Source organism: Dasania sp. GY-MA-18, from assembly GCF_024734385.1.
GTDB lineage: Bacteria > Pseudomonadota > Gammaproteobacteria > Pseudomonadales > Dasaniaceae > Dasania > Dasania phycosphaerae.
The window spans coordinates 62,221-82,577 of record NZ_JANHAP010000012.1 but is presented as its reverse complement, the minus strand read 5'-3'; the positions used below and the strand labels follow the sequence as shown (position 1 = coordinate 82,577).

Annotated in this window: 20 protein-coding genes; 12 read left to right on the top strand and 8 right to left on the bottom strand. The window is 47.2% G+C overall.

The features are described from left to right. The first annotated feature begins 3 nt into the window (after nt 1-3). Nucleotides 4-840 (top strand): putative RNA methyltransferase, encoded by an 837-nt coding sequence (locus NO559_RS14330; RefSeq protein ID WP_258332555.1) that lies wholly within the window; start codon nt 4-6, stop codon nt 838-840. Continuing rightward, nucleotides 837-1,079 carry a hypothetical protein gene (locus NO559_RS14325; protein WP_258332554.1) on the top strand — a complete coding sequence of 81 codons (243 nt, stop codon included), beginning with the start codon at nt 837-839 and terminating at the stop codon, nt 1,077-1,079. Before NO559_RS14330 ends, NO559_RS14325 begins: the two co-directional genes overlap by 4 nt. 11 nt (nt 1,080-1,090) lie before the next feature. Here the strand turns inward: NO559_RS14325 and NO559_RS14320 are convergent, their stop codons facing one another. Both NO559_RS14320 and NO559_RS14315 read right to left on the bottom strand, forming a co-directional pair. After that, complete coding sequence (locus NO559_RS14320) at nt 1,091-6,124, bottom strand: response regulator (RefSeq protein WP_258332553.1); 5,034 nt, start codon at nt 6,122-6,124, stop codon at nt 1,091-1,093. A 104-nt stretch (nt 6,125-6,228) separates the two neighbouring features. Further along, nucleotides 6,229-6,843: a hypothetical protein gene (locus NO559_RS14315; RefSeq protein ID WP_258332552.1), complete on the bottom strand. Its 615-nt coding sequence runs from the start codon at nt 6,841-6,843 to the stop codon at nt 6,229-6,231. Between the two features lie 220 nt (nt 6,844-7,063). Between NO559_RS14315 and NO559_RS14310 the strand changes: the two genes are divergently transcribed. Then, on the top strand, nt 7,064-8,782 hold the full coding sequence (locus NO559_RS14310; RefSeq protein WP_258332551.1) for a bifunctional diguanylate cyclase/phosphodiesterase: 1,719 nt from the start codon (nt 7,064-7,066) through the stop codon (nt 8,780-8,782). Between the two features lies 1 nt (nt 8,783). Here the strand turns inward: NO559_RS14310 and NO559_RS14305 are convergent, their stop codons facing one another. Beyond that, nucleotides 8,784-9,464 carry a PilZ domain-containing protein gene (locus NO559_RS14305; protein WP_258332550.1) on the bottom strand — a complete coding sequence of 227 codons (681 nt, stop codon included), beginning with the start codon at nt 9,462-9,464 and terminating at the stop codon, nt 8,784-8,786. Between the two features lie 93 nt (nt 9,465-9,557). Continuing rightward, entirely contained in the window at nt 9,558-10,124 is a 567-nt protein-coding gene (yeiP, locus tag NO559_RS14300; RefSeq protein WP_258332549.1) for an elongation factor P-like protein YeiP, read from the bottom strand. 117 nt (nt 10,125-10,241) lie between these two features. On the opposite strand from yeiP, the gene glpE reads away from it, so the two are divergent. Then, nucleotides 10,242-10,559: a thiosulfate sulfurtransferase GlpE gene (glpE, locus tag NO559_RS14295; RefSeq protein ID WP_258332548.1), complete on the top strand. Its 318-nt coding sequence runs from the start codon at nt 10,242-10,244 to the stop codon at nt 10,557-10,559. Between the two features lie 14 nt (nt 10,560-10,573). Here the strand turns inward: glpE and sppA are convergent, their stop codons facing one another. The 4 genes from sppA to arsC are packed head-to-tail and all read right to left on the bottom strand — an operon-like array spanning nt 10,574 to nt 13,852. After that, a complete protein-coding gene (gene sppA / locus NO559_RS14290; RefSeq protein ID WP_258332547.1) occupies nt 10,574-12,427 on the bottom strand; it encodes a signal peptide peptidase SppA in 1,854 nt (617 codons plus the stop codon). A gap of 9 nt (nt 12,428-12,436) precedes the next feature. Further along, on the bottom strand, nt 12,437-12,841 hold the full coding sequence (locus NO559_RS14285; RefSeq protein ID WP_258332546.1) for a DUF2069 domain-containing protein: 405 nt from the start codon (nt 12,839-12,841) through the stop codon (nt 12,437-12,439). Between the two features lie 26 nt (nt 12,842-12,867). Then, complete coding sequence (wrbA, locus tag NO559_RS14280) at nt 12,868-13,473, bottom strand: NAD(P)H:quinone oxidoreductase (protein ID WP_258332545.1); 606 nt, start codon at nt 13,471-13,473, stop codon at nt 12,868-12,870. 28 nt (nt 13,474-13,501) lie between these two features. After that, complete coding sequence (gene arsC / locus NO559_RS14275; protein WP_258332544.1) at nt 13,502-13,852, bottom strand: arsenate reductase (glutaredoxin); 351 nt, start codon at nt 13,850-13,852, stop codon at nt 13,502-13,504. A gap of 129 nt (nt 13,853-13,981) precedes the next feature. On the opposite strand from arsC, the gene NO559_RS14270 reads away from it, so the two are divergent. From NO559_RS14270 to NO559_RS14235, 8 genes are all read left to right on the top strand, one after another. Beyond that, entirely contained in the window at nt 13,982-14,818 is an 837-nt protein-coding gene (locus NO559_RS14270) for a YihY family inner membrane protein (RefSeq protein WP_258332543.1), read from the top strand. Between the two features lie 8 nt (nt 14,819-14,826). Further along, nucleotides 14,827-15,270, top strand: coding sequence for a TlpA disulfide reductase family protein (locus tag NO559_RS14265; RefSeq protein WP_258332542.1), 444 nt, complete (start codon nt 14,827-14,829; stop codon nt 15,268-15,270). 119 nt (nt 15,271-15,389) lie between these two features. Then, a complete protein-coding gene (locus tag NO559_RS14260; RefSeq protein ID WP_258332541.1) occupies nt 15,390-15,734 on the top strand; it encodes a cupin domain-containing protein in 345 nt (114 codons plus the stop codon). A gap of 213 nt (nt 15,735-15,947) precedes the next feature. Continuing rightward, nucleotides 15,948-16,505 carry an NAD/FAD-utilizing enzyme gene (locus tag NO559_RS14255; protein WP_258332540.1) on the top strand — a complete coding sequence of 186 codons (558 nt, stop codon included), beginning with the start codon at nt 15,948-15,950 and terminating at the stop codon, nt 16,503-16,505. A 135-nt stretch (nt 16,506-16,640) separates the two neighbouring features. Further along, complete coding sequence (locus NO559_RS14250; RefSeq protein WP_258332539.1) at nt 16,641-16,925, top strand: hypothetical protein; 285 nt, start codon at nt 16,641-16,643, stop codon at nt 16,923-16,925. 25 nt (nt 16,926-16,950) lie between these two features. Further along, nucleotides 16,951-17,985 carry a nucleoid-associated protein gene (locus NO559_RS14245; RefSeq protein WP_258332538.1) on the top strand — a complete coding sequence of 345 codons (1,035 nt, stop codon included), beginning with the start codon at nt 16,951-16,953 and terminating at the stop codon, nt 17,983-17,985. A 17-nt stretch (nt 17,986-18,002) separates the two neighbouring features. Further along, nucleotides 18,003-18,215, top strand: a complete 213-nt coding sequence (locus tag NO559_RS14240) for a DUF3820 family protein (RefSeq protein ID WP_258332537.1) — start codon at nt 18,003-18,005, stop codon at nt 18,213-18,215. Between the two features lie 174 nt (nt 18,216-18,389). Next, nucleotides 18,390-20,357 carry an acetoacetate--CoA ligase gene (locus NO559_RS14235; protein ID WP_258332536.1) on the top strand — a complete coding sequence of 656 codons (1,968 nt, stop codon included), beginning with the start codon at nt 18,390-18,392 and terminating at the stop codon, nt 20,355-20,357.

Genomic DNA, 20,357 nt, shown 5'->3' with positions numbered 1-20,357 from the left:
GCCATGAAGATACTCTGCCCACAGTGCCAACAGCCCTTGCAGCAAGCCGACAAGCATTGGCAATGTGCGCAGAACCATCACTTTGATAGGGCAAAACAGGGTTATACCAACCTGCTATTAGTGCAGCATAAGCGCTCTAAAATTCCCGGCGACGATGCCCAAATGGTCAGCGCCCGCAGGCGTTTTTTAAATCAGGATTTTTATCGCCCTTTATCTCAGGCCATCAATACTCTGGCCTTAAAACATGCTGACAGCAAACGCAAACTAGTAATAATTGATGCCGGCTGCGGCGAGGGCTATTACACCCAGCAACTGGCGCAGGCCTGTATAGCTGCAGAACAAAGTGCAGATATTACGGGTATAGATATTTCTAAGTTTGCCGTTAAAGCAGCCGCCGGACGTAACAAAAACATACAGTGGTTTGTGGCTAATAGTAGCCATTTACCGGTAGAGCCTAATAGCAACGACTTAGTACTCAGCCTGTTTTCGCCATTACCCGAACAAGAATTTAAAAGAGTATTAAAAAACGACGGCCTATTAATTGTGGCCTCTACCGGGCAGCGGCATTTAATAGAACTGCGCGAAAAACTGTATCAAACTGTTAGCAGTGAGGCCTTAGACCCTTGTCAAAAACTGGCGGCGCACTTTACTAAAAGCCATGAGCAAAATATTAGCTATACCCTAGACTTAAACAGCAGCGAAAGCATCACTGACCTGCTGAGTATGACCCCACACTATTGGCGCGCCACTGTAGAAAAAAAACAACAACTCAGCCAACTATCGCAGCTCACTGTAACTATTGATATCAACTTATACGGCCTGCAACTCAAACAGCCATGATTAAAACTCTGCTAAACGATACTAGAAAAATTTTAAAACTCTATGGCCTAGGGGCGATATTGTTTTTTATTGGCGTTGGTTTTATGCAGTGGGCAGACGGTCTGTTACCTCCTTCACTACAGCAAGAGCTGGTCATGCTACTAGGTTTGAGCTTAGCGGTAGTGGGTTTTAGCACTGCCATGCTGGGGCAGTGTTTACTCATTGTGCAGCGCTTTAAAAATATGGGAAAAAAGCCCTAATAAACGCCTCCCTATTCCACGTCACTGGCTTGCAGTAATTCCTGCTCTAAGCGATCTTTTAAGAGCTCAAACTGTTCAATAAATACCGGCCACACTGACTTGGCCGCCTCTAAATTGTTCTCTAAGGCATGCATCTCCATGGCCTTAGCCAGCTCAAAACAGGCGTTAGCACTTAAATTACCCAAGGCGCCTTTGATAGCATGCGAGCTGCCTCTTAATTCATCTAAGGATTTTTGCTCAAAGGCTGACGCTAGGCTCTGCATGTAGCTTTCCGACTCTTCAATAAAAATCCCTATCATCATTTTCAGGCGCTCAGGCTTACCGCCCATGCGCTGCAAGGCACTGGGCCTGTCCCAAACCTCTACGGTTTGATTCCCACTACTATCATCACTAACAGTATCCACGCCCTTCTCCTCTTCCACAGCAGTCACCCTAAAACTAGCACCACGCCATTTTTTTAACACGGCAGCCAAATGCTCTACATCTACAGGCTTAGCTAGGTAATCATTCATACCCGCATTAATACAACGCTCTTTATCGCCCTTCATGGCATTTGCTGTCATCGCAATAATAACTATAGCCTTATTGCGTTCGCCAGCCTCACCTGCTCGTATACGCCCGGTAGCTTCATAGCCATCCATGACCGGCATTTGGCAATCCATTAACACAAGATCAAAACTTTTCTCCCGTAACAGTGCTAAGGCTTCTGCGCCTTGGTTGGCAACTTCTACTTGGCAGGGTAAATCTTGCAGCAGGCCCAATGCCACCTCTTGGTTAATATGGTTGTCTTCAACTAGCAATACATTGGTATTTTCAGCTTGAGACTGTAGCAATAAGCTTTTCACATTATGATGGGTAACCAGTGGCTGGGCATGCTCTAGAGCACTACCACCTTCAATCACTACACTTAGAGCATTAAATAAATCGGCACTGGTAACCGGCTTGGGAAAATAAGCCGAGAACCCTATATCCGAAAAGAACTTTGCATCACCCCGCTCCGCCATAGAAGTCATCATAATCATCTTCATGGCATCAAAACGTTGATCCGCTTTAATCCGCCGACCTAATTCCGCACCATCCATATTTGGCATTTGCATATCTAGTAGCGCAACATCAAATAAATCATCAACGTGCTGTTCTAATAATTGTAAGGCTAACTCAGCACTATCTGCGGAGCTAACTTCGGCGCCCCAGATAGCCAACTGCCCTTGTAAAATCTCTCGGTTAGTTGAATTATCATCTACGATTAGAATTTTTCTACCACTCATATCAATTACCGGTAAAGCTTCTAAACCATAGGCACTTTTTTGCAAGCTCACAGTAAAGCTAAATACACTGCCCTTACCCAGCTCACTGCTTACGCTAATATCCCCACCCATTAACTCACACAACTGCTTGCATATAGCCAAGCCTAAACCCGTGCCGCCATACTCCCGGGTGGTTGAAGCATCCACTTGAGTAAAACTGTCAAACAAACTTGCCTGCTTGTCCTCGGGTATGCCTATGCCGGTATCTGTTACAGAACAACGTAGTAAAAAGTCTTCATCTTCATCTTGCTCTTGCAGCTGAGCACTAATTACCACTTCACCACCCTCAGGGGTAAATTTAATCGCGTTACTGATTAAGTTATTAAGAATTTGTCGCAAACGACCCGGATCACCTTTAACCATACCCGGAGATACTTTTTGAGTATCCACCACCAGTTCAATATTTTTTTCTTGCGCCTTAAAGGCCATAGATTCAACAATCTCATCCAGCTGGCTGTGTAAATCAAAGGCTATTGACTCCATTTCTAGCTTGCCGGCATCGATTTTAGAAAAATCTAAAATATCATTAATAATCGATAACAGGGATTGCGCGCTAGTTTTAGCTAGAGAGGCATAGTGCATTTGCTCAGTGGATAAATGGTTGCGCATTAGCAGGTCTAACATACCCAACACCCCATTCATGGGCGTTCGTATTTCATGGCTCATGCTGGCTAAAAATTCTGCTTTTAGCCTGGCGGACACCTGCGCTTCTTTTAAGGCTTGCTCGCGCTCTGCCTCTAAGCGTTTACGTTCATCTATATCTTGATGGGTGCCCGACATACGCAAAGGCTTACCCCTAGCATCTCGCTCTACTACCATGCCTCTGGCCATCACCCATACCCAGCTACCATTTTTACGCCGCATACGCGCGTCCCCGGAAAAGGACTCGGTGATACCCGACAAATGATTGCTGAGCTGATCGTTATTAGCTGGCAGGTCTTCTGGGTGTATTAGGTTAGTCCATTTTTCGATAGTCAAAGGGCTGAGCTCCGCCAGGCTATAACCTAGCATGGTCGCCCCGCGCTCGTTGATAAACATTTCACCCGTGCTTACATCCCACTCCCAGGTGCCTACATCAGTACCGCGAATAATCTCATCTAAACGCTGTTTTTCCTTGGCTCTGTCGGCATACAACTTAGCCCGTTCAGCTTCTAGCTCTAGTTGCTCGCTAATATCCCTAATCAAACCACTAAACAGTTTGCCGCTGTCGGTATCAATTTCAGACACTGACAAATAAATGGGAAACTCTTCACCATTTTTTCTTACTGCACTCAGCTGCCGCCCTTTGCCAAGAATGGTACTGATCTTTGTGCGCAAATACTCCTCTACTAAGTATTGATGCTGCTGAGCGTACTCCTCAGGCATTAGCAGGGTTATTTTTTGCCCTATGACTTCCTGCTCGCTATAGCCAAAAATACCTTCCGCCGCTCTATTATAAGATTGAATAACACCCTGCTCATCAATACTAATCACCGCATCTTCTATAGAGCTCAAAATATTTTTCATGCGGGTAGACATAAGCTCAGACTGCCTAGCCAACTCCTCTTGGCGACGTGACTTAAACTCTATTAAGGTCAATAGATTATGAAAACTTCTCGCTAAAACCCCTATTTCATCCTTGGCCTCTACGGGTAGATTATGCACCTTGCCCGTAACCTCATAATTTTGTAGTTCATGGGTCATCGTAACCAAGCTATTAATTAAACGGCGCGATAAAAATATCGAACAAGCCAACACTAAGAATGAAAGTGAGACAGCCAGAATAATACTTCTATTTCTGATCTCCTGTAGCATTTTATCAATGCCACCTACCGGCATAGTCAGCAGCATAGTCAACGGTTGATGCAGGCCATATTGCGAAAAATCTAACTGCTTATAAACCGCTAAATAAGTACTATTATCCAGCACTCCTCTAAAACTTTCAGACTTAATATTATTGAGTAAAGAGTCCTGTAATGCCGGAAAATCGTTTTGCAGACCTCCACCTAAGCTGTTGCTAAACAGCAAGGTTTTAGCCTGTTTAGGATGTAACAAATAATCGCCCTGTCTATTAGCCAGATAAAAATCTAGGCCTTGTAACGGCTTTATATCAAGTCGTTTCAGCAACTCACCAAAATCAACCTCTATCAATACAGCGCCAAACAATTCGCCCGATGCCGAGTCAAAAACAGGCGTAGACACCGTAAAACTTAACCGCCTAGCATTACCCGACTGCGCATCAGCGGGCTCAATGGTAACATCGGAAAAATATATCTGCCCCTCGTTTAGTGACAAGGTTTTATTGAACACTACAGAATCAGTATAATTTTTATAGTTTTGTATAGGGATTGCCTGGGCACCACTATAAGGGTTGCTAGCCGCCACTATCTCGCTAGCGAGTTGATCAGCTTGCACATAGGAAATCTTTGAATAAATAGGCCTTACGTTTAACACCCCAATAAAGATAACCTCTAAGCGCTCGCGCCACTGCTGTACTTGTTCATCTTCACCCAAGCGCGCATGCTCCGCTATTGCTAATACTGCGGGCGTTTGGCTTAAAAAACTAACACCAGCAGCCGCAGCCTCATAGACCTGCTCTATTTCAGCTTTTATTACGGAGGCCTTATGATCTAAGTCGCCGATTTCTCTCTCTTCAACTATGTGACGACTTTCCATGTAAAAAGTTAAGCCTACCGCCAAGGCCACAAATAAAGACAAACAAAAAGCGACTGCAGGCAACAAGAGGTTTAGCCTAATCTTGGGGTCACCCACATCGAGGATTTTTATATCTTCATTGGCTTTTGAGCTCTGGATAGGGTTACTGCTATTAATATTGTCGTCTGCCACTGTGGCGGATGGCTTACTGGTTTTTAGGGTTTCGGCCAACATACCCAGTAAAACACAGCCATAGGCGATTACTTTTAAAAAGTGCGCAATATTAAAGTGGTTATCAAATAAGGCCTTGGAGCCAAAAGCCATATATAGCTGCGTGGCTATCCCTGGAATAATACTTAGCATCAACGCAAATTTTACTAAGCTTTCATTACTGCGATACCAAGCCCAAAACAGCGTGCCACTCAACATAAATAGCGCTAAAGGGAGCACATCAAAAGGCCTAGTAATAACGGCCGTAGGATAGGTTGTTTGCGGCAACGTTTCGGCGTTAGCTACCCATAGGATAACGGCACTACAGACCGCCATAAGGAATAAAGCAAATCCCGCTATAACGGCCACACCGTGTTTTTGATAAAGTTGATCGCGTAGCAGCTGCTGACGTACTAGCCACATACTAAGCAGCGCAGCCATAACCATGATACTGGCATTAAATATTCGCGAAATAGCCCAAGTAAAAGGTATGAAGTCCATATTGCCACTTTGGGCATGGATAATGCGGGTTGCTGCCAAAGCATGAAATGCGTCAATAATGCCTGCAGCTAATAACGCCAAGCCAATAATGGGAACGGTTAAATCCCTGTGAGTAGCGTAGTGAAACAGAGAGACGATAGCCGTAATGACCGCTATAGTCACCGCGCTCCATTCCAGTAAGGCATGATGTATGCCCCCTGCCACCGCATAAAACAAAGCCTCCTCGGTGGGCTGTGCCCCATTGGCCAGCTCTAACGGGGCAGAAAACGACGCAAAATCAACACCCGCCAAGTTGAGCAAATAGGGGGCAATACAAATCAATAAAATAGCGGCTAGCAATACGTAACGAGTATATTGCTCATATCCAAAAGCGCGGGCCATCGTATCCGGCATTATTTTTATACCTATATTTTTAAAAATGTCTGTTTTTTATTCTAGTTTATGGCAGTTAGCTTTCAACCTGTATGCTTACTAAAGGCATTATTGCCCAACACAGATTAGCTCTTGCGCCCCGATATAGCCAAGGTTAGCTCCCCTTCTGCATCGACCTCACAATGGCCCTGATACTTTAAAAGTAAGCCTTGGGGATTTTTGGCATCAAAGGGAATATCAAAAACCTGCCTAGCCAGCCCATCGTCACTAGGGCGCGGGTTATTCTCTAGCATCAGTACATCTAACATGGTGCGGGTTTTCTTTTTTAATGCAGCTATACACAGTGGCCATGCGCGATTAGCACTAATCGTAGGCTCTGCCGACTCTGCAGCGATGACTACCGGCTCAGGGGCAACAACAAACTGCTCATTCAGTAATATGGGCTCAGCCCCGTTGACGGGGTAGCTATAAGAAAGGTTGTAAGACTTACGGTTTTTGTCTCTGCAGGTCACCACAAAGTAATAGGCCTGCGGGGTGGTTTTCTCTACCACTAAAGAGCCCTGTATCACCTGAGCGCAGCGAGTGGTTCGCTCAGCTTCAACGGCGGTGCTAAGCAGCTTATTTTTAGCAGCCGTATAGCGTTTGGGTACCCAAATATCACTTTCTGTTACCGCCATTAGCAGCGGGCTATACGCGATTAATATCAACCCACATAGGGGCAACTTATTGCGAAACATCATTAAAACTCTCGTGGCTGTGCGTATTTGCTTATTCCATAGCCAAAAGCCTGTGCTTTGTACACTATCGAAACTTTTTCTTATATCTGCTAACTTTAGCTTATATAAAACACTACGCCTATAGCATATCAATGTGACGTACCCTCTAACCTTTCGGTGTGACTTTGGCTATATTTGCTATTAGGGACAGCAGGCCAATAACAATGAATATTAAGGATGATCCATGTCTATCACCTGTGTTAATGCTTTATTCATTAGTAGCAGCCCAAATCATAGGCAATTACTAGCCAAGCTGTGTAAGCAGTTTGAATACAGCGAAATCGAAATTTCTTACAGCGCTAGCGCTGAGCTCGCGCAACAGTGTTTAAGCGAAAAACACTACGATATCTTACTGATAGGCACCGAGTCTGAACTGGAGCAGCGCCTAGAGCTACTCAGTAACCTCCCCAATGACGAGTCTTATGTGCCGGCCACGCTACTGTTAAGCCATAGCAAGCAGGCTTTTAGCCAGCACAAACACTTACACTCGCGCATAGACAGCCTACGCATACAGGAACTTACCCCCGCCCTACTGGAGCACTGTATACGTTATGCTATACGCCACAAAGCGGATGAGGCAAGGCTGTTAAAGCTAGCGCATCACGACCCCTTAACCGGCCTTGCCAACCGCTTAGCGTTTAAAAAGCAATTACTCAAACTCATAGCCCAAACTAAGCGCTCAGGCCACCTACTAGCCTTAATGATTGTTGACCTGGATAACTTCAAACTTATCAACGATGCCCTGGGCCACGATGTGGGCGATAAAGTGCTGGCGGACGCAGCCGAACACTTACAGCAGAGCGTGCGCGAAAGTGATCTGGTGGCCCGCTTAGGCGGCGATGAATTTGCCATTATTGCCACTCATTTACATAGCCCTAAAGATGCTGCCACCTTGGCAAGAACTATTATTGAGCGCTGCCATTTTCAACAACATGGCACCCACATCAAACTAGACGTAAGTTGCAGCATAGGCATAGCACTGTACCCCAACGACAGCCAAGAACACTGCGTACTACTCAAACACGCCGACAACGCCTTATTTAAAGCCAAGCAAGCCGGTAAGCGGCAGTTCTCCTTTGCTGACCAAGAGCTTAACTTTAAAGATAAATTTCAACACGCTTTAGACAGCGATATCAAACACCCCAAGTTTTTAAAACAGCTGCAGCTCTACTACCAACCTATAGTCGATACCAAAAGCCAGCAATTGATAGGTGCTGAAGCCTTATTGCGCTGGAACAACCCCAGCCAGGGCCTACTGGCACCCGATAAATTTTTAAATGCTATAGAAAGCAATGGCCTGATGAATAAAGTGGGTAACTGGGTGGTGCACAATGCCTGCATGCAGCATTTAGCCTGGGTGAAACAGGGGCTACCCGCCATCGCCGTGTCGGTTAATTTAACCGCGCAGCAACTGGAAAATTCCTATCTGATCAATGTTATTAAAAAGCTAATTCACCACCAACAGTTTAACCCTCACTACCTGTGCTTAGAGCTTAGCGAGGCCGATGCTTTTAAATGCTCTGAGAAAGTACAAAACAGCCTTTATAAGCTACATGAGCTAGGGGTGCATTTGACCATAGATAATTTTGGCAAGGATTACTGCTCTTTAACACAGCTACACCGGCTACCTATAGACTCCATTAAAATTGATCGCAGCTTAATTCAGCGAGCCGAGTACAACGAAGAATACGCCGACGTAACCGAGGCGATCATTCAATTGGGGAAAATATTAAACTTAAATATTATTGCTCAAGGTATAGAAAACAGCCGCTGCCTGGAATACATCAGCACTAGAGATTGCCATCAGGCACAGGGCTTTTATATCGCCAAGCCCTTAAACCACAACCACTTTATGCACTGGATGGGGCAGCAGAACCAACGGCTAAGCAACATCGCCCACTAGCTTAGCGATAGCAGCTCAATTGCCTGGCCTGCAACTCCAGCTTATGGCAAAAAGCCTGTAAGAAGTATTGATCAATAGCCTGCAAGTCTAAAAATTGTAAGCCATAGGCGAAGTGATAATCGGGGTGCTCATCACTGGTTTTAGACGCGGCCACTACTTTTGCCAAAACCGTCATATCTCGCTCTAGGCCCGCAGCGCTTAACATCACCCCCATACTGATATGAGTTACCATCGCGGTTAACTCTTTCTCCACCACTATGCGTGCCCCCGAGCAACTAACATCCAAAATATAACCATGCATAGGGCTGGTATCCATACCCAAAGCCGTTTTGCCCACGACTTCTATGGGCTGATCCACCGGCAGTCTTGGTTCAGCGCGTAATTGCTGGTAATCAATATGACTGGGGTAGTCCAAAATCAAATACGGTGACGAGCCCTGCACCAGCTCATCTATCTCACTCTCAAAATGCGCATGCCCCAAGGCAGTGTTAACCTCACCTTCAATTTTCAAACCCTGATGCAGTAGCACCTGCGGTGGCTTATTGATTAACTCCACCATTAAGCGCATAGGTTTTTGATAACCGATTAACTTGGCCTGGCAATTATGACGCTTATAATCCTGGCCGATAATCGTTAACTCAAATTGTGTGGCTATGGCTAGCTTTAATTCTTCAAAACGCATAGTAAGGCTAATCTCTTGGGCGGGTTACAGCTAATAGCTAACTAATATAGCTGAAAGCTCTGCGGCTGTGTGGGCTAATTGCTAAGCAGCGGGCTAAGCCCGCGACATAAAGCGGTTATCTTCGGTATTAATTTTTACTGTTTCACCAACATCTATATATTCGGGCACTTGGATAACCAAGCCTGTAACAAAGTGTGCGGGCTTGGTTCTAGCCGAGGCGCTAGCACCTTTAATACCCGGGCTAGTCTCGCTAATCGTCATGGCAACGGACTGTGGCAACTCTATGCCTAGCAACTGCCCCGCCACTAACATACCCACTACGCTTTCCATGTTTTCAACAATATAGTATCTATCATCGCCTAGTTCGGCTGCAGTTAAGCTGTGCTGGCTGTAATCTTCATCATCCATAAACACATAGGCTTCACCGTCGCGAAAGGAGTATTGCATTTTGCGACGCTCAAAATCTATATCCGCCAACATATCATCACCCTTCAGGCTCTCATCCACTTTTTGCCCCGTTTGCGCGTGCTTAAAGCGAATTTTATACAAGGTCGCAGAGCCTCGGGAGGAAGGTGACTTTACTTCTATATGCTTAACAATATGCGGAGCACCTTTAATTGCTACCACATCTCCCTTTTTTAAATCGCTGGCTTTAGGCACTGCCCTATCCCCTTAAGATCATACAGACGGTTTCAGATTATTATGTTATTGAGCTGCTATCGCTGGCTGCGGGCCGTATAATAATGACCTTTACTCACAAAAACTACAGGCAGCGCCATGACTTTCAAACGCCTATCCATTAGCGACAGCAAGACCCTGTTAGATGAACAAGACGCCACCCTAGTCGATATACGCGACCAAGCCTCTTTTATCAGCTCACATATAGAACGGGCCATACACATAGATAACAACAATGTGCAGGCTTTTATCCAGCAGCAAGATCACAGCAAACCCTTGGTTGTGTATTGCTACCACGGCAATAGCAGCCAGGGCGCTGCCGACTTTTTTGCCAGCCAAGGCTTTAGTGAAGTTTATAGCATGGATGGCGGCTTTGAAGAGTGGCGCACACAGTACGCCACCGTAACCGAGAGTTAGCAGTTACCGCCCAATTATGGTGCCAGGCAATCCGTACAGCGCACATACAAACCGGCTGGGTCACTCATGCTCTGCAAAAATTGACTAGCCTCTTTAAAGGGAGCCATCAGCTGTTGCAACTGGCTAGGTAATACCGGGCTTAAAACCCCTTGCAAGGGCTGCACTAACACCTGGCCTAACTGGCGCAGCAGCTGCTCTTTGGGGGATAGCGGCCGTTCAATAAGCTGATCCCGGTAGTCTGACAGGCTGGCCAGTTTGGCCGCAGAATCTATCGCCTGTTTTAAACCCCCTAAGCCATCCACCAAGCCTAAACGCTCAGCATCTTGCCCCGACCAAACGCGACCCTCGGCTATATCGGCCACCTGTTCTTCGCTCATATCGCGGCCCTGCGCCACTATGGATAAAAACTGCTGGTAACCGTGCTCTATGTTTTTTTGTATGGCTCGGGCCGCGATGGGGTTCATGGGCCTGTCAACTCTAAAAGCATCGGCTACGGCAGTAGTGCCTACACCATCGTTATAGATACCTAGGCGATTAAAGCTTTTATCCAAGGTGGGGAAGGCGCCAAAAATACCTATAGACCCCGTTAAGGTGGTAGGCGTTGCCCAAATAAAATCCGCCAAGGATGAAATCCAGTAACCACCAGAAGCCGCCATACTACCCATAGAAACCACTAAGGGTTTACCTGAGGCTTTTAACAACTCCAGCTCGCGACGTATTAACTCAGAGGCAAAAGCGCTGCCGCCGCCGCTGTCCACTCTTAATACCACGGCTTTTACTGCATCATTTTTGCGCGCTTGCCGTATCAACTCGCTTAGGGTATCGCTGCCTATGCTACCCGGTGGCTGCTTGCCACCGCTAATATTACCAGCGGCTACTATCACCCCCACTACATTCTTGCTTTGCTGTTTTTTCAGCTCGTGTTTTTTTAACCACAGATAGCGCTCAAAGGCGATACCTTGAAAGCTGCCCTCGTCATTCTCGCCACCGGCTAATTCTATTAAGGTTTGATTGATTTCATCGCGACTTTTCAAACCATCGACCAAACCTGCAGCCACAGCCGCCTGTGCGCTATCGCCATTGTGACGTGCGAGTAGCTTATCTATTTCGTTAACATAGGTATTAATGTCGACTAACTCTAAACCACGGCGCTGGGCGATAGCATTGCTATATTGCTGCCACAATTGGTTTAACCAGCCCAGGTTGGCCTCTTTCGCTGGCTCAGACATATTATTGCGCATAAAGGGTTCTAGTGCGGATTTAAACTCACCCACCCGAAACACGTGAAAATCTACCGATAATTTATCCAGCGCTTCTTTGTAATAGCTGCGGTACAAACCATAACCCTGTATGGCTACGCCGCCCATGGGGTGCATGTAAATCTCATCAGCTTGAGCCGCTAATAAATATTGGTCTTGGCTGTAATAATCCGCCACCGCCACAATTTTTTTACCGCTTTTGCGAAACTCTGCTAAGGCCGCTGCCACTTCTTGTAATTTACTGAGGCCGCCGCGCATTAGGTAATCGGTTTTAATCACCAGGCTATTAATACGCTGGTCGTCTTTGGCCAGCAATATGGCGTCTATCATATCGGCCAGTAAGGTTTCTTGCTCTCTAGGATTATTATCCGCCATTAAATTCATCAGCGGATCTATATAGCTGAGCTGTTCCACTACTGTACCCTTAGGCTCAAGTATCAAAGCTCCCTGCTCGGGTATGGAGGGCATTTTTTTACTAGAAAAAAGCGAAATAACAAACAACAGCATCAATACAAAAACACCATTGACTATAATCACCCGCAGCCATGAAATTAAGCGGCCTAAAAAGCCAAAGCTTCTACGAATAATGCCCGGTTTTTTTTCTGTCATATGACTTCCTTATACTTCACTCTCGTTATCGTGCTCAGCAACCGCGCTGCGGGCTTTAAGCGCTCGCGAGCGCCAGCGTACATGCATCATGGCAGCAGTAAATAAAATCACCACCAGTATAGGCTCTAAAATATTTAACACGGTGCTACACCCTAAAGCATTGGGCACTGCGACTAAAAAATAACCCAGTAACATAAAACAAAACCACACATAGCTGCGTATATGCTGGCGCATCAGGCTGGGCAAAAAGCACAACAGCGGTACTAGGTGTAAACCCGCAATCAGCAAATTCCCGGAGCGGCCACAACTGGGGTACATCAATAGCGTCAGCACATACAGCACCAGTAAGCTGGCGTAGCTAAACAGCACGGTATAAAAAGTGTAGCCGCTTAAACGCTGATAATTATTGGACATAGTAAACCTATAAGCTGACGCGCTAATCACACGCTGGGTTGTAGTTGTAAAGCCAGTGTGGCCACACGTTTGCCTAAAGCCAGGCACAGAGCCTGCTCATCAGTATCTAAGGGTCGCCCCTGCTGCCCCGCCAAATGGGAGGCGCCATAGGGCGTGCCACCAGCCGCTGTTTTCATTAATGCAGGCTCACTATAAGGCAGTCCGACTAAGACCATGCCGTGATGCATTAGCGGCAACATCATGCTTAATAAGGTGCTCTCTTGGCCGCCGTGCATGCTGGCGGTAGAAGTAAATACCGCCGCCGGTTTATTGATTAACGCCCCGCTTAGCCACAGGCTAGAGGTGCCATCAATAAAATACTTTAAGGCCGCAGCCATATTGCCAAAGCGCGTAGGGCTACCCATCACTAAACCTGAGCAATGCTGCAAGTCCTCCTCGCTGCAATACAGCGGGCCATCGGCGGGTATATCATCGCTTACTGCTTCACACTCGGTGGATACCGCAGGCACGGTGCGCAACCGCGCCTCTATACCGGTGACCTGTTCTATACCACGGCAAACCTGCTTAGCCATGCTGGCCACCGCACCGTGGCGACTGTAATACAACACCAATACATAGGGGTTATTATTCATCTTTAGCTCTACTAAATAGTTGCGGTGTTTATAGCAAAGCTAAAACATTTTCCGGTGGGCGACCCAGTACCGCTTTTTTGCCTTTAACAACTATGGGGCGCTCGATTAATTTAGGCGAGGCCACCATGGCCGCAATAATAGCGGCATCATCCAAACTGGTATCGGATAAATTATGCTCTTTGTAGGCATCCTCACCTTTGCGCAATAGCTCGCGGGCGCTAATGCCCAGTTTTTTTAACAGGCCTGCTATTTCATCGGCACTGGGGGTATCGTCTAAATACAACACAACTTCAGGGCTAACACCTTGCTCTTCGATTAGCTGTAGAGTTTGGCGGGATTTTGAACAACGGGGGTTATGGTAAATAGTTACTTGGCTCATAAAAACCTCTGGTTAAAGTCGCGGGTAATCAACGTTAGCTCTAGTAGTCAGCGCTGGCTTGGTTATACTGGCAGCCATCGCCGCTAAAATAAAAAAGCATTATACATAAAGGACAGCACAAAAAAGCCTATGCTACGCCACCATCACGCTTTTAAGTTTATAGCTTATGTCGTACGCCAGTATATTAACGATGGTTGCAGCCAACGCGCCGCAGCCCTGACCTACACCAGCCTGTTTGCTGTAGTGCCGCTTATTACCGTAATGTACTCGGTATTATCGCTAATCCCCCAGTTTCAACACCTGGGCAATGATATTGAACAATTTATTTTTAGCCACTTAATGCCCAGCTCTGGCCAAAGTGTACAAAGCTATATACACAGCTTTTCACAGCAGGCACGCCAGCTCACCACTCTGGGAATTATCTTTATAGCCATCACCGCTTGGCTAATGCTGCGAAGCATAGAGGATATGTTTGAAACCATCTGGACGGCCGCCTCTAAACGGCCCGGTTTTAACAGCTTTATTATGCACTGGACCATTCTTAGTCTGGGGCCCATTTGCCTGGGGCTAGCGCTGCTGCTGGCAACCTATCTGGCCTCACTAAAATACGTTAGTACCGTGAGCGACTTGTTTTTTGCCACCCCAATAGTGCTTTATCTGGCACCTTTTGCCCTTATGGTAATAGGCCTAACCCTATTGTTTGCCTTAGTACCCAATTGCCATGTCAAAATAAAACATGCCTTGATAGGTGCAATCCTAACCACGGCCGCCTTTGAAGGGGCACGCAGCTTATTCAGCTGGCTGGTTGGCTTTACCAGCTTTGAGTTGATCTACGGTACCTTTGCCGCCATCCCCTTATTTTTAATTTGGATCTATACCAGCTGGCTAATTATTCTAGCCGGAGCCGAGTGGGTACATGCCTTGGGCTATTACCCTGGCGACCAAGCCAGCCAAGCACAACCGTGAGCCGCTTTATGATAATACGACTTAGCCTAGCCCTGTTATTAGCTGCCAGCCTCAGCGCCTGTGAACAAGCTAGCAACAGCGCAAAAACAGCCACCGCCAACACCGACTTTAGCGCCTATCAGGGGCAATGGTTGTTTATTAATTACTGGGCCAGCTGGTGCAAGCCCTGCATAGAGGAAATCCCCGAACTCAACCACTTTGCGCAGCAACAGGCAGGCAAGGCGCAGGTTTTTGCGGTTAATTTTGATGGTTTACAAGGGGCAGCACTACAACAGCAAGCGCAAAAATTTGCCATTAACTACCATGTGCTAGAGCAAGACCCCGCACCTAGCCTCAACCACGCCATCCCCATAGCCCTGCCAACCACCTACGTTTACAACCCCCAAGGCAAGCTACACAAAACCCTACTGGGCCCACAAACCATCGCCAGCTTGCAGGCGGCCATGCAATAACGGGCTATACCGCAGGCGCTGTTTTTATACTCAAACTGTCATTTTCCATAGCCTCGTATCAGCAGCCCGGTAAATACTCTAGACTTTTGGCTCTATTGAAATAAAGTTTTGGAGTTTTTATGTCGTCTTTACCTCTGCAGCAACAAGCCCTGGCCCTTAACGACTTGCAAGCCTGCCCCTCCTTTGGCGAGCCCATAGGCGAGCTGCCCAAGCAGAGCTATAGTGGCTTTTACGAAAAAGACGGCATTTCCATGGGTACGTGGGAATGCGAGCCGGGCAAGCTTAGGCTCAACTTAGCGGTTACCGAGTTCTGCCATATTATTAAAGGCCACTGGATACTTACCGCCGATAGTGGCGAAGTCACCGAAGTGAAAGCTGGCGATAGCTTTGCTTTTGACAAGGGCTGGCAAGGCACCAGCGAAGTGGTAGAAACCGTGCGCAAGGTTTACACCATCATAGAATAAGCCCTCACATAGGCCATCAGCCCCGCAGCCTATTTACTTATGCCTCAAAGCATTGAGGTATAAGTATTATTTTTTAATAGCGTTAGTCTCTTATTAATAAACCCACCCTCTAAGTACTGCCCCCATTATCCCCATTTAGTCCTAGAACTAGGGATATTTGCGCCTCACAGATGACTATAATTTATACAAGCCACATCCTATGAGGGTCTAATAATGAAAAGGCACTTTTATATTACCGATAACTTGGACGACTTAGAGCTAGTCGAACAAGAACTAGAAAGTAGCGGTGTTGAAACGCCACAAATTCATATTCTTAGCGAAAATGATGCCGACGTAGAAAATCACCACCTGCACGAAGTTGAAGCGGTGTTAAAAAAGGATGTTGTACACTCCATGGAAATAGGCGCCGTAACCGGCATAGTCGCCGCCATCATCGTGTTACTGGTGGCCTACCTAGCGGGCTGGACCGAATCAGCGGCAGGCTGGGTGCCCTTTATTTTCCTAGCTGTAGTGGTGCTGGGGTTCTGCACCTGGGAGGGCGGCCTATTTGGCATACAAGAGCCGCACTACCAGTTTAAGCGCTTCCAAAAAGCCCTGCACGAAGGCAAACACGTACTATTTGTGGACGTAGCGCCCAACCAGGAAAACACCCTCTGCCAAGTGGTCAGCCGCCACCCCAAGCTACAAATTGCCGGCATAGGCGAAGCCACCCCCAGCATGGTGGTAGAGGCACAGAAAAAATGGCGCAGCTTTATTAAAGCCATGCCCTAAGCAGCCCTCAGGCAAACCCTGTAAAACCACAGCCCGGCTGTGGTTTTTTTATGGCCGCAAAACACAGTCGCGGTTAACTCTGCAATCCGTTAGAATCCCAGCCTGCATTCAATCGCTAACAGCACAGGCCTATTTATGTACGTATTCTCGGTTAACGCCAACACGCCCCAGCCCTTTGATGATTTTAAAGCTGGCGACGAAGTCCCCTTTATGGTGTATGTGAACTTTAAGGACCTCAGCGGTGCCGAGTTACTGTGCAAATTTTATGTAGAGCAAGCGGGTTTTGATAACGTTAAAATAGACAAGCGCAAGATGATTGCCGAGCATTTTTTAGCCGACCCCAAGCTTATCGCTGCCGACCCCAATATGAAAGATGCGGTGGAAACCGGTTACGCCATACAAGTATTTAGCGCCCATTAATTAAACCAATAATACGACTCCCCCTATGCCTTTAAACCATTGCATACTGCACAAACTCGAACGCAGCGCCCCCGGCGGCGATATCAACAGCCAATTAAGCAGCGAAGAAGCCAATAGCAGCGGCCCTATTTTTTCGCTGTTTGAGCAACTCAAGCACAGTTTTCAGCGCTCAGCGCAAAAACAATTTGGCCATTTTGATAGCAGTTTGGAAGAAAACCCACTTCCGCAATGGATTAAACAACAGCAACAGGAATCCATCAGCTTTATCAGCCTTAGTCAAAACCTGGTTAGCGACCTAAGCGATAAACTGGACAGCAGCGAAGATGCTTTCAGCGCCCACATCTTAGTGGCACTGGAAACCGTCATGGAGCAAAAAATGCTCTATGTATTTTGGCTGGAACACAGCGAAGCCCTGTATATAGACTCCAATCTAGAAGTCAGCACCAGCAGCTTTATCAACAGCAAAAAAATGCACTACGCCATTAAGTGCCAACTCAGCGAATGGCTGGAAGAGGACAACCAAAAATACCTCACCATGATTACCAGCCGCGGTAACAAAGTTATTACTGAAGCCTTTACCAACAGCATAGGCTTTGCCGTTGGCGTAGATGTCAAAAGCGAAACCAAAGAGTTTTTAACCATAGTTAATGAATTCGCCGAAAAACTGCCGGAACAGCAAGCCAAAGAATATAAAGAAAAAGTTATAGACTACTGCGTAGAGCGCGATAGCGTAGGCGAACCGGTGGTGATTAAAGACCTATCCAGCCAGCTCAATGAATCTGCGCCCTTAGAGTTCTCCAGCTTTGTTAGCGATAAACAAGAAACGCCGCTAGCCGCCATACACACCGACCGCAGCAGCCTAAAACGTTTTATACGCTTCTTTGGCCGCGACAAGGATATGAGTATTAGCTTTTCATCGGGCCGTTTCGGCAGCGATATAACCTTTGATGAAATGTCGGGCAGGCTCACCCTTAATCAAATCCCCAAATCCCTGCGCCAGCAATTAAATAAACACCTTAAACCCCAGGCCAGCAGCAACGAGCAGCCCGCAGACGAATAAGCCCGGTAGCATAAACCATGTTTGAAAAACAGGATTTAGTCAGCATAGCCAATATGGCTATGCCCTTTGGCAAATACCAAGGCAGCCCACTTATCAACCTGCCCGAAGAATACCTGCTGTGGTTTGCTAAAAAAGGCTGGCCCGAAGGCAAACTAGGCGGCCTGTTACAGCTCACCTTAGAAATAAAAATCAACGGCCTAGAAAGCGTGATAGAGCCTTTAAAAAAGTAGCATTACGTTTAGTTTAAAGGTTTTTGGTTTAAACGTTTTTAATTTAAACGTTTTTAATTTAAACAAGGCAGCCCCATGGTCTACCCTATAAATATCCGGCTGCATTAAGCTAGTCAGCATTTTTTGCTACCCGCGCCCCCTTGCAGCCACCACTGCCCGTTTGAGGACGCGCTCTTGAGCCCAACCAGTAGCCATAATCATCAGCCCCTGTGGCAAGCCAGCGAGCAGCAAATACTAGCGGCCAACCTCAGCGCCTTTCGCCATTACGTTAACAAGCAGATACCAACCCCGTTACAGGATTATCCGCAACTCTACCAATGGTCGTTACAGCAGCCGCAAGCTTTTTGGGGCGCGCTATGGGACTACGCCCAAGTTCGCGGCCAGCGCGGCAACAGCGTGTTGCACAATGGTGAGGATATGCTCAAGGCGCAGTGGTTTCCCCAAGCGCAGTTAAACTTTGCCGAAAACCTATTGCGCCGCCAAGACGATAGCGATGCCATCGTGTTTTGGGGCGAAGACCAAGTACAACGCCGCCTTAGCCATGGCCAGCTTTATCAACAGGTATCGCGCACCGCACAAGCGCTGGCAGCGGCAGGGGTAGTTGCGGGCGATAGGGTAGCCGCGACCATGCCCAATATGCCCGAAACACTTATCGCCATGCTGGCCGCTACCAGCTTAGGGGCAATATGGTCTTCCTGCTCACCCGATTTTGGCGTGGCCAGCACCCTGGATAGATTTCAACAAATCCAACCGCGCATACTGTTTAGCGCCGATGGTTATTTTTATAATGGCCAATGGCAGGATTCACTACTGCAAACCCAAAACATAGCCGCGCAATTAGCCAGCGTAGAGCAAGTCATCGTCGCGCCCTACGCAGGTACTACCCCAGCACAAAACCTTAAACAAGCCACATGGCTGGCGGATTTTATTGCCCCCTATTCAGCCCAGTCTATACCCTTTGTGCAGCTGCCCTTTAATCACCCGCTATACATACTCTACTCCTCGGGCACCACGGGCATACCCAAATGCATAGTGCATAGCGCTGGCGGCACCCTGCTGCAACATTTAAAAGAGCATTTATTACATGTGGATATCAAGCCCGGCGACAAGCTGTTTTATTACAGCACCTGCGGCTGGATGATGTGGAACTGGCTGGCCTCAGGTTTGGCAGCGGGTGCCACCCTAATGCTTTACGATGGCTCGCCCTTTTACCCCAGCCCACAGCATTTATTTGATTATGCGCAACAAGAGGCCATTAATATTTTCGGCACCTCCGCCAAGTTTATCGATAGCTGCCGGCAGCAACAGCTACAGCCCAAACACAGCCACGACTTATCGGCATTGCGCTGCATACTCTCTACTGGCTCACCCTTATTAGCTGAAAACTTTGATTATGTTTATAAGCATATAAAAACAGATCTCTGCCTTAGCTCCATCTCTGGCGGCACCGATATTATCTCCTGTTTTGCCTTGGGCAACCCGGTATTACCGGTGTGGCGCGGTGAGTTACAGTGCCGCGGCTTGGGCATGGCGGTAAACATTTTTGATGAGCAGGGGCAGGCCATCAGCCAACAAAAAGGCGAGCTGGTTTGCACTCAAGCCTTCCCCAGCATGCCTATAGGTTTTTGGAACGACCCTGAGCAAAAAAAATATCGCGCAGCCTATTTTAGCCGCTACCCAAAGGTCTGGTGCCAAAGTGACTACGCCGAACTCACCGAACATGAAGGCTTAATTATTTATGGCCGCTCCGATGCCACCCTCAACCCCGGCGGCGTGCGTATAGGCACCGCCGAAATTTATCGGCAGCTCACCAAAGTCGATGAGGTTTTGGAGTCGCTGGTTATTGGCCAGGAGTGGCAAGGGGATGTGCGCATAGTCTTATTTGTAATGCTGCGCACAGGCCTAACGCTGAATAAAGCTTTAAGCGATAAAATAAAAACCACCATACGTGCCAATACCAGCCCAAGGCATGTACCCGCCAAGATTATTCAAGTAAACGATGTACCACGCACACGCTCTGGCAAAATTTTAGAGCTGGCCGTGCGCAACTTAGTACACGGCCAAACCATTAGTAATATTGCTGATATCGTCAACCCCGAATCACTGCAATGCTATAGCGATTTAGCAGAGCTCAAGCATTAA

Excerpts from the sequence above, each read along its gene's own strand:
- NO559_RS14285 (WP_258332546.1), bottom strand. The coding sequence starts at position 12,841 with ATGTCCAATAATTATCAGCGTTTAAGCGGCTACACTTTTTATACCGTG.
- NO559_RS14250 (WP_258332539.1), top strand. The coding sequence starts at position 16,641 with ATGTACGTATTCTCGGTTAACGCCAACACGCCCCAGCCCTTTGATGAT.
- NO559_RS14260 (WP_258332541.1), top strand. The coding sequence starts at position 15,390 with ATGTCGTCTTTACCTCTGCAGCAACAAGCCCTGGCCCTTAACGACTTG.
- NO559_RS14325 (WP_258332554.1), top strand. The coding sequence starts at position 837 with ATGATTAAAACTCTGCTAAACGATACTAGAAAAATTTTAAAACTCTAT.
- NO559_RS14240 (WP_258332537.1), top strand. The coding sequence starts at position 18,003 with ATGTTTGAAAAACAGGATTTAGTCAGCATAGCCAATATGGCTATGCCC.
- NO559_RS14320 (WP_258332553.1), bottom strand. The coding sequence starts at position 6,124 with ATGCCGGATACGATGGCCCGCGCTTTTGGATATGAGCAATATACTCGT.
- NO559_RS14315 (WP_258332552.1), bottom strand. The coding sequence starts at position 6,843 with ATGATGTTTCGCAATAAGTTGCCCCTATGTGGGTTGATATTAATCGCG.
- NO559_RS14305 (WP_258332550.1), bottom strand. The coding sequence starts at position 9,464 with ATGCGTTTTGAAGAATTAAAGCTAGCCATAGCCACACAATTTGAGTTA.
- NO559_RS14245 (WP_258332538.1), top strand. The coding sequence starts at position 16,951 with ATGCCTTTAAACCATTGCATACTGCACAAACTCGAACGCAGCGCCCCC.
- NO559_RS14255 (WP_258332540.1), top strand. The coding sequence starts at position 15,948 with ATGAAAAGGCACTTTTATATTACCGATAACTTGGACGACTTAGAGCTA.
- NO559_RS14265 (WP_258332542.1), top strand. The coding sequence starts at position 14,827 with ATGATAATACGACTTAGCCTAGCCCTGTTATTAGCTGCCAGCCTCAGC.
- glpE (WP_258332548.1), top strand. The coding sequence starts at position 10,242 with ATGACTTTCAAACGCCTATCCATTAGCGACAGCAAGACCCTGTTAGAT.
- arsC (WP_258332544.1), bottom strand. The coding sequence starts at position 13,852 with ATGAGCCAAGTAACTATTTACCATAACCCCCGTTGTTCAAAATCCCGC.
- NO559_RS14270 (WP_258332543.1), top strand. The coding sequence starts at position 13,982 with ATGCTACGCCACCATCACGCTTTTAAGTTTATAGCTTATGTCGTACGC.
- NO559_RS14330 (WP_258332555.1), top strand. The coding sequence starts at position 4 with ATGAAGATACTCTGCCCACAGTGCCAACAGCCCTTGCAGCAAGCCGAC.
- sppA (WP_258332547.1), bottom strand. The coding sequence starts at position 12,427 with ATGACAGAAAAAAAACCGGGCATTATTCGTAGAAGCTTTGGCTTTTTA.
- NO559_RS14310 (WP_258332551.1), top strand. The coding sequence starts at position 7,064 with ATGTCTATCACCTGTGTTAATGCTTTATTCATTAGTAGCAGCCCAAAT.
- wrbA (WP_258332545.1), bottom strand. The coding sequence starts at position 13,473 with ATGAATAATAACCCCTATGTATTGGTGTTGTATTACAGTCGCCACGGT.